The 13,187-nt window shown below is 71.7% G+C and carries 14 protein-coding genes; 2 read left to right on the top strand and 12 right to left on the bottom strand.

What is annotated here, in order from left to right:
• Positions 1-19: 19 nt before the first annotated feature.
• On the bottom strand, positions 20-877 hold the full coding sequence (rapZ, locus tag YIM_RS17820; protein WP_113691204.1) for an RNase adapter RapZ: 858 nt from the start codon (positions 875-877) through the stop codon (positions 20-22).
• Positions 878-912: 35 nt separating this feature from the next.
• The gene (gene uvrC / locus YIM_RS17815; protein WP_153031424.1) at positions 913-2,895 is read right to left on the bottom strand and encodes an excinuclease ABC subunit UvrC; all 1,983 of its coding nucleotides are present in this window, start codon (positions 2,893-2,895) and stop codon (positions 913-915) included.
• A gap of 249 nt (positions 2,896-3,144) precedes the next feature.
• On the opposite strand from uvrC, the gene YIM_RS17810 reads away from it, so the two are divergent.
• On the top strand, positions 3,145-3,849 hold the full coding sequence (locus YIM_RS17810; protein ID WP_153031423.1) for a DUF1986 domain-containing protein: 705 nt from the start codon (positions 3,145-3,147) through the stop codon (positions 3,847-3,849).
• 98 nt (positions 3,850-3,947) lie between these two features.
• Entirely contained in the window at positions 3,948-4,727 is a 780-nt protein-coding gene (locus YIM_RS17805; protein ID WP_153031422.1) for an exodeoxyribonuclease III, read from the top strand.
• Positions 4,728-5,186: 459 nt separating this feature from the next.
• On the opposite strand, the gene YIM_RS17800 is transcribed toward YIM_RS17805, so the two are convergent.
• The 10 genes from YIM_RS17800 to fmt form a co-directional block, all read right to left on the bottom strand.
• Entirely contained in the window at positions 5,187-5,633 is a 447-nt protein-coding gene (locus tag YIM_RS17800) for a PH domain-containing protein (protein ID WP_153037059.1), read from the bottom strand.
• 11 nt (positions 5,634-5,644) lie between these two features.
• Positions 5,645-6,151 carry a 6,7-dimethyl-8-ribityllumazine synthase gene (gene ribH / locus YIM_RS17795; protein ID WP_153031421.1) on the bottom strand — a complete coding sequence of 169 codons (507 nt, stop codon included), beginning with the start codon at positions 6,149-6,151 and terminating at the stop codon, positions 5,645-5,647.
• On the bottom strand, positions 6,148-7,470 hold the full coding sequence (locus tag YIM_RS17790) for a bifunctional 3,4-dihydroxy-2-butanone-4-phosphate synthase/GTP cyclohydrolase II (RefSeq protein WP_153031420.1): 1,323 nt from the start codon (positions 7,468-7,470) through the stop codon (positions 6,148-6,150). The genes ribH and YIM_RS17790 overlap by 4 nt, the downstream gene beginning before the upstream one ends.
• Complete coding sequence (locus YIM_RS17785; RefSeq protein ID WP_153031419.1) at positions 7,467-8,117, bottom strand: riboflavin synthase; 651 nt, start codon at positions 8,115-8,117, stop codon at positions 7,467-7,469. The genes YIM_RS17790 and YIM_RS17785 overlap by 4 nt, the downstream gene beginning before the upstream one ends.
• A 24-nt stretch (positions 8,118-8,141) precedes the next feature.
• Positions 8,142-8,813 carry a ribulose-phosphate 3-epimerase gene (rpe, locus tag YIM_RS17780; RefSeq protein WP_153037058.1) on the bottom strand — a complete coding sequence of 224 codons (672 nt, stop codon included), beginning with the start codon at positions 8,811-8,813 and terminating at the stop codon, positions 8,142-8,144.
• 93 nt (positions 8,814-8,906) lie between these two features.
• Positions 8,907-9,890, bottom strand: a complete 984-nt coding sequence (locus YIM_RS17775) for a zinc-binding dehydrogenase (protein WP_153031418.1) — start codon at positions 9,888-9,890, stop codon at positions 8,907-8,909.
• A gap of 63 nt (positions 9,891-9,953) precedes the next feature.
• Positions 9,954-10,454, bottom strand: coding sequence for a flavoprotein (locus YIM_RS17770; RefSeq protein WP_153031417.1), 501 nt, complete (start codon positions 10,452-10,454; stop codon positions 9,954-9,956).
• Complete coding sequence (locus tag YIM_RS17765; protein WP_153031416.1) at positions 10,454-11,770, bottom strand: RsmB/NOP family class I SAM-dependent RNA methyltransferase; 1,317 nt, start codon at positions 11,768-11,770, stop codon at positions 10,454-10,456. Before YIM_RS17765 ends, YIM_RS17770 begins: the two co-directional genes overlap by 1 nt.
• Complete coding sequence (locus tag YIM_RS17760; RefSeq protein ID WP_153031415.1) at positions 11,662-12,141, bottom strand: hypothetical protein; 480 nt, start codon at positions 12,139-12,141, stop codon at positions 11,662-11,664. The genes YIM_RS17765 and YIM_RS17760 overlap by 109 nt, the downstream gene beginning before the upstream one ends.
• Positions 12,142-12,156: 15 nt before the next feature.
• Positions 12,157-13,098 carry a methionyl-tRNA formyltransferase gene (gene fmt, locus YIM_RS17755; RefSeq protein WP_153031414.1) on the bottom strand — a complete coding sequence of 314 codons (942 nt, stop codon included), beginning with the start codon at positions 13,096-13,098 and terminating at the stop codon, positions 12,157-12,159.
• Between the last annotated feature and the right edge of the window lie 89 nt (positions 13,099-13,187).

Below are 13,187 nucleotides of genomic sequence, written 5' to 3'. Positions count from 1 at the left end.
GCTCCCAACTAGTGCTCGCTCATTCGCGGCCGAGGTCGCGGTGCACGACCTTGACCGCCATTCCGTCCTCATTGGACAGACGTCGCGCCAGTTCCTCGGACAGGGCGACGCTGCGGTGCTTGCCACCGGTGCAGCCGACGGCGAGGGTCAGGTACCGCTTGCCCTCGCGCTTGTAGCCGGCCCCGACCAGGCGCAGCAGCTGATGGTAGCGGTCGAGGAACTCCTCGGCGCCCTCCTGGCTGAGCACGTAGTTGCGCACCTCGCCGTCGAGCCCGGTGTGCTCGCGCAGTTCCGGGATCCAGAACGGGTTCGGCAGGAACCGCACGTCCATCACCAGGTCGGCGTCCATCGGCAGGCCGTACTTGTAGCCGAAGGACAGCACGGTGACCCTGGTCTGCGTGCTGGCCTCGGAGCCGAAGGCGTCCTCGATCTTGGCGCGCAGCTCGTGCACCGACAGCGCCGAGGTCTCCAGCACCAGGTCGGCCTCCTCGCGCAGCGGCGCCAGCAGCGCGCGCTCGGCGGTGATGCCGTCAGCGAGCCTGCCGTCGCCCTGCATCGGGTGCCCGCGCCGGACCGCCTCGAACCGGCGCACCAGCACCGCGTCGGTGGCCTCCAGGAACAGCACCCTCGGCTTGTAACCGCGGGCGTCGAGGTCCTTGATCACCGAGGCGAGGTCGTCGGTGAAGGCGCGCGAGCGCACGTCCATCACCACCGCCACCTTGGTGATCGCGCCCCTGGCCTGTGCACCCAGCTCGACCATGGTGGCGATCAGTTCCGGCGGCAGGTTGTCCACCACGAACCAGCCGAGGTCCTCCAGGCACTTCGCCGCGGTGCTCCGCCCGGCCCCGGACAGGCCGCTGACCACCGCCACCTCCATTCCGGAGGTGTGCTCCCTGTTCTCCTGCTCCCCGCTCACGCGCCCGTTTCCCCTTCTCTGGTGGTGGAACCCTCTCCGGCCAGCGCCGCGTGCACCGCCTGCGCGGTGCGCCTGCCGACACCGGGCACTCCCGAGATCTCGTCCACCGTGGCCTGCTTGAGTTTCTTCACCGAGCCGAAGTGCTTGATCAGCGCGGTGCGCCGTGCCTGCCCGAGACCCGGCACACCGTCCAATGCGGACATCTGAAGCCGCTTCGACCGCTTCTCGCGGTGGTACCTGATCGCGAACCGGTGCGCCTCGTCGCGCACGCGTTGCAGAAGGTACAGCGCGTCGGAGGTACGCGGCAGGATGACCGGGTCCGGATCGGCAGGCAGCCACACCTCCTCGAGGCGTTTCGCCAGCCCGACCACCGCGACGTCGGTGATGCCCAGCTCGGCGAGCACGTCCGCGGCGGCGGTGGCCTGCGGTCCGGCCCCGTCGACCACCAGCAGGTTCGGCGGGTAGGCGAACTTCCGCGGGCGGCCGGTCTCCGGATCGATGCCCGGCGCCGGGCCCTCCGGACCGGTCGGCGCGTCGGCGTCGGCGCTCTCGCTGGTCTCCTTCAGGTACCGGGCGAACCGGCGGCGCACCACCTCGGCGATCGAGGCGACGTCACCCTCTTCGGCGGCCTCGCGCAGGGCGAACCGGCGGTACTCGGACTTGCGCGGCACGCCGTCCTCGAAGACCACCAGCGAGGCGACCACGTCGGTACCGGCGATGTGGCTGATGTCCACGCACTCGATGCGCAGCGGGGCCGAGTCCAGCGCCAGGTGCTCCTGCAGTTCGGCGAGCGCGGCCGAGCGGGCGGTGAGGTCGCCGGCGCGGCGCAGCTTGTGCTGGGCGAAGGCCTCCGAGGCGTTGCGGGTCACGGTTTCGGCGAGCGCGCGCTTGTCACCCCGCTGGGGGACGCGCAGCCGCACCTTCGCGCCGCGCAGGCCGGACAGCCACTCCTCCACCGCTTCGGCGTCGGCGGGCAGTTCGGGCACGAGCACCTCGCGCGGCACCGGCGTGCCGGTACCTTCCTCGCCAGGGTCGAGTTCGGCCTGTTCACCGTAGAACTGCGCGATGAACTGCTCCACCAGCGCGGGCACGTCCATCTCCTCGGCCTTGTCGACCACCCAGCCGCGCTGCCCCCGCACCCGGCCGCCGCGCACGTGGAAGACCTGGACCGCGGCCTCGAGTTCGTCGTGCGCGAAGGCCACGACGTCGGCATCGGTGCCGTCGCCGAGCACCACCGCCTGCTTCTCCATCGCGCGACGCAGCGCGCCGAGGTCGTCGCGCAGCCTGGCGGCCCGCTCGAACTCCAGCTCCTCGGATGCCTGGGCCATTTCGCGCTCCAGGCGGCGCATCATCAGGTCGGTGCGCCCGGCGAGGAAGTCGCAAAAGTCCTCGACGATGCCGCGGTGCTCGTCGGCGGACACGCGGCCGACGCACGGCGCGGAGCACTTGCCGATGTAACCGAGCAGGCACGGCCTGCCGATCTGGGTGTGCCGCCGGAAGACCCCGGCCGAGCAGGTGCGCGCCGGGAACACCCGGAGCAGAAGGTCGAGCGTTTCGCGGATCGCCCACGCGTGCGCGTACGGGCCGAAGTAACGGACCCCGCGCTTGCGGGAGCCGCGGTAGACGTGCAGCCGGGGAAACTCCTCGTGCAGGGTCACCGCGAGGACCGGATAGGTCTTGTCGTCGCGGTAGCGCACGTTGAACCGCGGGTCGAACTCCTTGATCCAGTTGTACTCCAGCTGGAGGGCCTCGACCTCGGTGCCGACCACGGTCCACTCGACGCTCGCCGCGGTGGTGACCATCTGCCGGGTGCGCGGGTGCAGCCCGGACAGGTCGGCGAAGTACGAGTTCAACCGGCTGCGCAGGCTCTTCGCCTTGCCGACGTAGACGACCCGGCGGGTGGAATCGCGGAACTTGTACACACCGGGGGCGTCGGGAATGCTCCCCGGCGAAGGGCGGTAGGTCGACGGGTCAGCCACGACGACAAGCCTATGGCGCCGCCCCGACAGTCTCGCGCACCCCCGGCCCTCACCCGCCGGGTGGAACTCCGGAAGAACCGGATCCGGTGACGTTATGACGCGCGGTAGGAAAATTACCTCCTTACGTAGGGAACCCGCCACCATCCGACGTTCGTCGGTACCTGTGGTGTGACGCGGTTGATTACGTTCCGCTGCAACGCCGAAATCCTCGGTGGTCCTGAAGCCCGGTTTCCCGAAAGGACCTCGACTGTGAGCCGAGTTCGTACCCTTGGCGCCGCCTGTGCCGCCTCCGCCACGCTCGCCATGACCCTGTTCGCCGGCGGTGTCGCCAGTGCCAATGGCGTTCAGCCGTTCATCGTCGGCGGCGAGGACGCCCCGGCCGTGCCGTGGGGTGCCCAGATCTACGTCGGCGGGAACTTCAACTGCTCCGGCAGCATCATCGCCGCCGAGTGGGTGCTCACCGCCGAGCACTGCCTCGGTGACTCGATGAGCGTGAAGGTCGGCAGCAACGACCTCGGCTCGGGCACCGAGTCGGCGGTGGACCGGCAGGAGGTCTCGCCGGAGGGCGACATCGCGCTGCTGCACCTGACCACGCCGATCGAGGCCGACTTCATCACCCTCGGCGACGCGGACCCGGCCGTCGGCTCGACCAACGACATCTACGGCTGGGGTCGCACCACCCCGACCGGCCCGGCGTCACCGGTGCTCAAGACCGCCAAGGTCGAGGTGATCGGCGAGTCGACCGACGCGCGTGGCGGCCCGGCCATCCAGAGCGAGGGCGTCAACGGCTCGGCGTGGAAGGGCGACTCGGGCGGCCCCCAGATCGCCGACGGCAAGCAGGTCGGGGTCGCGTCCACCGTGCAGAACCAGGACGGCAGCAACACCACCGGCACCAACAACTACGGGAGCGTCGCCGCCAGCCGCTCCTGGATCAGCCAGACCGCCGGCGTCTGAGTAGTTCGACCGGCCCCGATCCGCGGCCGCTTCCGCCGGGCCCTGACCCGGCGGGGGCGGCCGTTCCCATGGGTGGGGCCGGTCTGGACAATGGGCGCATGCGCATCGCCACCTGGAACGTGAACTCCGTCGGCGCCCGGTTGCCGCGGCTGCTGGCCTGGCTCGAGTCGAACCAGCCCGACGTGTTGTGTCTCCAGGAACTCAAGTGCGACAGCGATGCGTTCCCGCACGCGGAGGTCCGCGAACTCGGCTACGAGACCGCGGCCTACGGTGTCGGCCGGTGGAACGGGGTGGCCATCCTGTCGCGCGTCGGCTTGGAGGACGTGCAGCGCGGGCTCGTCGACCAGCCCGGCTACGAGGACGCGGTCGAACCGCGCGCGATCGGCGCGACGTGTGGCGGGGTACGGGTGTGGTCGGTGTACGTGCCGAACGGGCGTGTGCCGGGGCACGCCCACTACGACTACAAGTTGAACTGGTTGAACGCGCTGCGCGAGACGATCGAGGCGGAGAAGAAGCTCGATCTGCCCTTCGCCGTGCTCGGTGACTTCAACATCGCGCCCGCCGACGTGGACGTCTGGGACATCACCGCCTACGCCGACTCGACGCACGTGACCGCCCCGGAGCGCGAGGCGCTGGAGCAGGTGCTCGCCGCCGGGCTCGCCGATGTGCTGCCGCGGCCGCTGAAGTACGACCACCCGTTCACCTACTGGGACTACCGGCAGTTGGCGTTCCCGAAGAACCGCGGCATGCGAATCGACCTGGTACTCGCCGAAGCCCGCTTCGCCGACGCGATCACCGACTCGTACGTCGACCGCGAGGAACGCAAAGGCAAGGGCGGCTCGGACCACGCCCCGGTCGTGGTCGACCTGGCACTCTGACCCAACCACGTCGACCGGGTCGGGCCGGGGCAGGCGAGCTGAGTTGAGCGGGGTCGACCTGGTCACCCCCGCTCAACCTGCCTAGCTCTACTCGACCCGTCCCAACCGAATCGCCCCGGCGCAGCCGAGTCGGCCCGGCTCGACCCGGCCCAACTGAATCGCCGCAGCCCGGCCAGGCCGACCCGGTCCAGTCAGCTCGCCGTGGCCCAACCGACCCGGCCCGGCTCAACCCCGACCCCACCAATCGCCCCAGCCCGGCCGACTCGACGACCTGGCTCAACCGACCCGGCCCGGTACGACCGACTCAACCCGGCCCAGCCGAATCGGGCCAGCCCGGCCAAGCCGATCCGGTCCGGTCCGGTCCGACTCGACCGGTCCAGCCAGCTCGACCCGGCCCGATCGAGTCAGCCCAGCCTGGTCAAATCGGCCTGGTTCAGCCAGCTCGACCCCGGCTCCCACTCAGTCCTGGTGGTACTGGCGGTGCAGCTTGCGCAACGCGCGCACCGCCGCCACCGCGCGCTCGCGGTCGACGGCCTGCACGGCCAGCACCGAGTAGTACTCGTCCTCCGGCAGTTCGAGCCGCGCGAAGGAAGCGCCGTCCGGGAAGCTCACCGACAGCACCTCCCCCCACGAGAACCGGCGCGTGCCCCACACGTTGCGCACGCTGATGCCCTCGGCGTCGGCGGTCGCCTTCGGCACCGCGAAGAGCATGGTCAGCCCGGCCAGCAGCACGCCGATGCCGATCATCGCCACCTGGTCGGCGGTCTGGAAGATCACCCCGGTGTCCGACTGGCGCAACAGCACCGCCACGGTGGTGAACACGCCGATCAGCAGCAGCGCCAGCGCGGCGCACATCCACACCGCCCGGCGGGGGCGGACGGAGACGGCGGCTTGCTCGGTGGTCATGGTCGTTCCGGTCACACGAATCCTCGTTCGGTCCACGGCTGCCGCAGTCCCCGCAGCACGTGCGCGGTGTCCAGCGCCGCCACGGTCGCCTCGGCGCCCTTGTCCTCGGCCGAACCGGGCAACCCGGCCCGGTCCAGTGCCTGCTGCTCGGTGTCGCAGGTGAGCACCCCGTTGCCGACCGGCGTGCCCTCGTCCAGCGCCACCCTGGTCAGCCCCGCGGTCACCGCGTCGCACACGTACTCGAAGTGCGGGGTCCCGCCGCGGATCACCACGCCGAGCGCGACCACCGCGTCGTGCGTGCGCGCCAGCGCCTGCGCGACCACCGGCAGTTCCACCGCGCCGGACACCCGGACCACGGTGGGCTCCTCCTCCAGCTTCGCCTCGCGGGCGGTGGCCAGCGCGCGCTCGAGCAGGCTGCCGGTGATCTCCTCGTGCCACCGGGTGGCCACGATCGCCAGCCGCAGGTTCGCGCACTCGCTCAGGTCGAACCCGTTCGTCGGCCGTCCTTCTCCGCTCACCGGGCGCTACCGCCGTTCACCACGTCGTCCGCGCCCACCGCGCCGACGTCGTCGAAGTGCTCCAGCTGCGACAGGTCGTGCCCCATCCGGTCGCGCTTGGTCTTGAGGTAGCGCAGGTTCTCCGGGTTGGGCGAGATCGGCAGCGGCATCCGCCCGGTCACGCGCAGCCCGTAGCCCTCCAGCCCGACGCGCTTGGCCGGGTTGTTGGTCAGCAGCCGCATCGACTTCACGCCGAGGTCGCACAGGATCTGCGCGCCAGTGCCGTAGTCACGCGCGTCGGCGGGCACGCCGAGCGCCAGGTTCGCGTCGACCGTGTCGGCCCCGTCGTCCTGCAGCTGGTACGCCTGCAGCTTGTGCAGCAGCCCGATCCCCCGGCCCTCGTGCCCGCGCACGTAGAGCACGATGCCGCGGCCCTCCTCGGCCACCGCGGCCAGCGCGGCGTCCAGCTGCGGGCCGCAGTCGCACCGGAGCGACCCGAACACGTCGCCGGTGAGGCACTCGGAGTGCACGCGGACCAGGATGTCCTCGCCGTCGCCGATCTCGCCGTAGACGAACGCGACGTGCTCGATGCCGTCGAGCAGGCTGTCGTAGCCAACCGCGCGGAAGGTGCCCGCAGCCAGCGGGATGCGTGCCTCGGCGACCCGTTCCACCTGCTTCTCGGTGCGCCGCCGGTAGGCGATCAGGTCGGCGATGGTGATCAGCTGCAGGTCGTGGTCGGCGGCGAAGATCTCCAGCTCGTCGCGGCGGGCCATGTCGCCCTCGTCCTTCTGCGAGACGATCTCGCAGAGCACGCCGGCCGGCGACAGCCCGGCCAGTCGCGCCAGGTCGACCGAGGCCTCGGTGTGCCCCGGCCGCCGCAGCACGCCGCCCTCCTTGGCACGCAGCGGCACCACGTGGCCGGGGCGGCGGAAGTCACCGGGAGTGGTCTTCGGATCGGCCAGCAGCCGGATGGTCTGGCAGCGGTCGGCGGCCGAGATGCCGGTGCTGATGCCCTCGGCGGCGTCCACCGTGACGGTGTACGCGGTGCCCCGCTGATCCTGGTTGGTGTGGTACATCGGCGGCAGGTCCAGCCGCTGGCAGTCCTGTTCGGTCAGCGCGACGCACACGTAGCCCGAGGTGTAGCGGACCATGAAGGCCAGCAGCTCCGGGGTGGCCTTCTCGGCGGCGAAGATGAGGTCGCCCTCGTTCTCGCGGTCCTCGTCGTCCACCACGACCACCGGCTTGCCCGCCCGGATGTCGGCGATGGCCCGGTCGATCGCGGCGACCTGGCCGCCGGGGGTGGTCCCGCTCACCGGCGCCCACTCGTCGATGTCACTCATCCGCGCTGCTCCTTGGTGCCGCCGTCAGTACCGCCATTGTCCACCGTGTGCCCGCCGGAGGCGGGCAGATGTGGCGCAGCCAGCTTCTCCACGTACTTGGCCAGCACGTCGACCTCGAGATTGACCGATTCGCCCGGTTCCCGCCTGCCGAGAGTGGTCAGCTCGAGCGTGGTCGGGATGAGCGCGATCGAGAACTCCTCGGCGGAGATGGCGGCCACCGTCAGTGACACCCCGTCCACCGCGATGGACCCCTTCTCCACCACGTACCTGGCCAGCTCGGGCGGCAACGCGAAGTGGGTCAGCCCGTCGGGGTCGCGGGACAGGAACACGCCCGTCCCGTCCACGTGCCCCTGCATGATGTGGCCGCCGAGCCGGTCGCCCAGCGCGGTCGCGCGCTCCAGGTTGACCCGGTCGCCGGTGGCCACCTTCGCCAGGCTGGAGCGGCGCAGCGTCTCGTGCACCACGTCCACGGTGAAGGTGTCACCGCTGACCTCGACCACGGTCAGGCACACCCCGTTGACCGCGATCGAATCGCCGTGCTTGGCGTCCGAGGTGACCAGCGGCCCTCGCACCGCCAGGCGCGCGGCGTCGGTGAGTTCCTCTACCGCGGTGATCTCGCCGAGTTCCTCGACGATGCCGGTGAACACTGCAACGGCCTCCTGTGTAGTCGGTCAGCGCCCGGAGGCCCGGGCAGCCTGCTCGCGCAAGGCCGCGACGGCCTTGCCGGGGTCTTCGGCGCCGTAGACCGCGGAGCCCGCGACGAAGCAGTCGACCCCCGCTTCCGCGGCCTGTTCGATGGTGTCGGCGTTGATCCCGCCGTCGATCTCGACGAGCAGCTTGAGGTGGCCGGTGTCGACCAGGCGGCGCGCGGTGCGCACCTTCTCCAGCACGTCGGCGATGAACGACTGCCCGCCGAAGCCCGGTTCCACCGACATCACCAGCAGCGTGTCGTAGTGCTTGAGCGTGTCGAGGTGGTCCTCCAGCGGCGTGCCCGGCTTGATCGACAGGCCCGCCTTGGCCCCGGCCGCCCGCAGGTCCTTCGCCAGTTTCACCGGATCGTGGGCCGCCTCGGCGTGCACGGTCACGTTGTGCGCGCCCGCCTCGGCGTACCCGATCGCCCAGCGGTCCGGGTCCTCGATCATCAGGTGGCAGTCCAGCGGCAGGTCGGTGTGCTTGAGCAGCGACTGCACCACCGGCAGGCCCAGCGTCAGATTCGGCACGAAGTGCGCGTCCATCACGTCGACGTGCACCCAGTCGGCCCGGGTCTCGCCATCGCGGGCGACGGCTTCGATCTCCGCGCCGAGCCGGGCGAAGTCTGCGGACAGGATGCTGGGTGCGATCAAGGGTCGTGGTGCCACGACCCGCAGTCTAGGAGGTCGGCCCCCGGTGTCCGTCTCGCATGCTGCGATGCTCACGTCACGGCTGGGACACGCCGGTCACGGGCGGAGCACGACCTTGCCCACGGTGCGCCGGGACTCCAGGTCGGTGTGCGCCCGCGCGACCTCGGCCAGCGGGATCGGCTCGTTGACCAGCGGCATGATCCGCCCCGCGGCCACCTCGGCCAGCGCCTGGTCCTCGAGCGCGCGCATCGCACCCGGCACGCGCAGCATGCGCTGGCCGATCGGCACCGAGACGGTCAGGCCGCGGCCGTAGAAGTCCATCGCGGACAGTTCCGGCGGCTTCCCGGCCGACCAGCCGAACATGACCAGCCTGCCGCCGACGCCGAGCAGTTCGAGCGCGGCCTCGCCCTGGCTGCCGCCGACGCCGTCCAGCGCGACGGTCAGCTCACGGTCGCCGAGCGCCTCGCGCACGCGGTCGGCCCAGTTGTCCTCGGAGTAGTCGAAGGCAAGGTCAGCGCCGAGTTCGCGGACGATCGCCAGCTTCTCCTGGCCACGCGCGAGGCCGATCACGAAGGCGCCCGCGTTGTGCGCGTACTGGACCGCGAAGCTGCCGATGCCCCCGGCCGCCGCGGTGACCAGCACCGCGTCACCGGCGGTGATCTTCGCCTCGTTCAGCACGGCCATCGCGGTCCGGCCCGTGCCGATGGTGGCGACCGCGCCCTCGTCGGTGACGCCGTCCGGGATCTCCTGGAGCGCGGTCACCGGCGCGACGGCCAGTTCCGCGTAACCCCCGCTGGCCGCGCCCAGATGCGCCACCACCCGCTTGCCCAGCCAGCTCGCGTCGGCGTCCGGACCGAGTTCGTCGACCACGCCCGCCACCTCGCGTCCCGGGGTCATCGGCAACGTGGGCAGCGGCATCGGCCCGCCGCCGATGCCCTTCCGGATCGAGGTGTCGAGCAGGTGGACCCCGGCCGCGCGGACGCGGATCCGCACCTGCCCGTGCCCTGGTTTCGGATCCTCGACCTCCTCGTACCGGAGGTTCTCGGCCGGGCCGAACTCGTACTGGCGGATGGCGCGCATGGGTGGCTCCAAGATCGTCTCGATGGTCTCGGGACGACCGTAGAAGCTCCAGTTAACTTGAGGTCAACTGTCCAGTTCGTCGAGCAGCGAGGTCCAGGAGCCGTGGTTCACCCGGTTCAACCGCACCCCGGCACCGCGGAGCGCGGCCAGGTGCCCCGGCCAGGCCGGGTGCTGGAACCGCGCGTCGAGCACCTGGTAGCCGACCGCGATGGTCACGCCGGATTGACCCAGCGCGTCACCGAGCACGGTCAGCGCCTGGTTGTCGGCCAGCCCCAGCGCCAGCTTCGCCACCGAGTTGGCCGACGCCGGCGCGAACAGGAAGTGCGCCGGATCCGGATGCGGCCGCGGTTCGCCGGGCAGTCGCGAGGTCGACCGCACGGCGAGATCCGTGAGCTCCTGCAGTCGCTCCAGCTCGCCGGCCGCGTTCAACCAGCGCGACGCGGTCGGCGTGAGCGTGATGGCCAGCCGCCAGCCTCTGGCGACGGCGGGCTCGGCGAGTTCGGTGCGGAAGCGGGTGTCGAGCCCGCCGCACGAACTGGCGACGAGCCCGAGCACTCGATCCATCAGGTGGTCTCCGGGCGACGCAGGACCGCGCAGAACATCGCGTCGGTGCCGTGGCGGTGCGGCCACAGCTGCACGTAGGGCCCGTCGCCGAGCTGCGGCACCCCGGGGAAGAACTCGCGCGCGTCGAGCGTCTCGGCCTTGGCGCGCCGAGCGGTCTCGCCCACCACGCCCTCGGTCTCGGCGAGGTGCGGCGAGCAGACCACGTAGGTGACGATGCCACCGGGGCGGACCAGCTTCAGCGCGGCGGTGAGCAGTTCGCCCTGGAGCTTGGTCAGCTCCGCCACGTCCGACGGCTGGCGCCGCCAGCGCGACTCGGGACGGCGGCGCAGCGAGCCGAGACCGCTGCACGGCGCGTCGACCAGCACGCGGTCGTAACCCGGTTCCAGCTCCAGCTCGCGCCCGTCGCCGATGTGCACGGTCACCGGCAGGCCCGCGGTGGACTTCCGCACCAGGTTGGCCCGGTGCGGCGCCTTCTCCACGGCGTCCACGGTGGCGCCGGACAGCGAGGCGAGCGCGCCGAGCAGCGCGGCCTTGCCACCCGGACCGGCGCACAGGTCGAGCCAGCGCTCGTCCCGGCCGTCGACCGGGACCTTGGTCACCGCGACCGCGCACAGCTGGCTGCCCTCGTCCTGGACCGCCGCCAGCTTCTCCTTCACCGGCTCGGCGTCGGCGGGATCACCGGCACCGGCGGGCAGCCGCACGCCGTAGGGCGAGTAGGGCGCCGGGTCGCCACCGGTGATCGCGGCCAGCTCGTCCGCGGAGATCTCGCCCGGCCGCGCGACCAGGTGGACCTCGGGCCGCGTGTCGTCCGCGGCGAGCGCGGCCTCCAGCTCGGGTCCCTTGTCCCCCAGCGCTTCCGCGAAGGAGCGCGCGACCCACCGCGGGTGTGCGGTGCGCAGCGCGAAGTTGCCGATCGGGTCTTCGTCGGGCGACGGCGCCAGCTCGTCCAGCCAGGCCGCTTCGTCCTTCGCCGAGACCGCGCGCAGCACCGCGTTGACAAAGCCCGCGGTGTGCGAACCGGCGTCGGCGCGCACGAGGTCCACAGTGGACGTCACGGCGGCGTGCTCGGGGATCCGGGTGCGCAGCAGCTGGTAGGCACCGAGGCGCAGCCCGTCCAGCACCGCACCATCCACTTTGGACAGCGGACGGTCGATGCAGGCGGCGATCACCGCGTCCAGCAGACCCTGCGCGCGGGACGCGCCGTAGGTCAGCTCGGTGGCCAGTGCGGCGTCACGGCCCTTGATCCGGCGCTCGCGCAGCAGATCCGGAAGGACCAGGTTCGCGTAGGCGTCTTGTTCACGGACCGCGCGCAGCACGTCGAGCGCGACGCGGCGGGCCGGATCCTCGGGCGGCGGGCGGCGCGGACCGTCCTTGCGCGGCGCCGGGCGCCCCCGCTGCGGCCTCGACGGGCGCCGCTCCCCGCGGTCGCCGTGACCGCCCCGGTCACCGTGACTGCTTCGGTCACCGTGACTGCTTCGGTCACCGTGACTGCTTCGGTCGCCGCGAGCATTCCGGTCGCTGCGAGCGCTTCGGTCGCCGCGACCGCCCGGGGCACCGTGACCACTCCGGTCGCCGCGACCCCGATCGCCGTGACCACTCCGCTCTCCGCGGCCACGGTCACCGCGGTCACTGCGATCTCCACGGTCACCGCGGTCACCGCGGTCTCCTCGGTCACCGCGATCTCCACGGTCTCCCTGGCTGTTCATGTCAGGCGCTCTCCCTGCTCGATCCTCGTGCCGCGCGCCCAATCGGTGGCAGCCATCCGTTTTTTGCCCTGCGCCTGCACCTGGCCGAGCACCACCGGCTTGGTGGCGGTCCCGGCGAGCACCCGCTTGCGCTCCACCCGCAGCTCACCCGGCGCGAGCGCGGGTTCTTCACCCTCCGCGCTGTCCGAAATGGACACCGGCCCCAGCTTGAACCGCTCCCCGCGGAACTCCGCCCACGCCCCGGGATCCGGGGTGACCGCGCGGATCAGCCGGTCCACCGCGATCGCCGGATCGGTGAACGAGACCCGGGCGTCGTCGACGGTGATCTTCGGCGCGTAGCTGACCCCCTCACCGGCCTGTTCCACCGCGGTCACCTTGCCGTCCTCGATTCCGTCCATTGTGGACAGCAGCAGCCGGGCGCCGGACTCGGCGAGCCTGCCGAGCAGTTCACCGGCGGTGTCGGTGGGGGCGATCTTCTCCGTCACCACACCGAAAACCGGGCCGGCGTCGAGTTCCTTGACGATGCGGAAGGTGGACGCCCCGGTGATCTCGTCCCCGGCCCGCACCGCCGCCTGCACCGGCGCGGCACCGCGCCACGCGGGCAGCAGCGAGAAGTGCAGATTCACCCAGCCGTGCTTCGGGATGTCCAGCGCGGCCTGTGGCAGCAGCGCGCCGTAGGCCACCACCGGGCAGGCGTCCGGGGCCAGTTCGGTCAGCCGCGCCAGGAAGGCCGGGTCGCCCGCGCGCGCCGGGGTGAGCACCTCGATGCCGTGTTCGTCGGCGAGCGCGCCGACCGGCGAGCGCAGCACCTTGCGACCGCGGCCGGCCTGGGCGTCGGGCCTGGTCACCACGGCGACGACCTCGTGGCGGCCGGAGTCGAGCAGGGCGCGCAGCGCGGGCACGGCCGGTTCCGGGGTACCGGCGAAGACCAGCCTCATCGGACCCCCTCGGGGGCTTCGGCGGGTGGCGGGGGAAAGTCAGCGAGAGCGAACATCACCGGCGAGTCTAGCCACCGGTGATGTTCGCC

Source organism: Amycolatopsis sp. YIM 10 (assembly GCF_009429145.1).
Classification (GTDB): domain Bacteria; phylum Actinomycetota; class Actinomycetes; order Mycobacteriales; family Pseudonocardiaceae; genus Amycolatopsis.
This window is presented reverse-complemented; position numbering and strand designations above follow the sequence as displayed.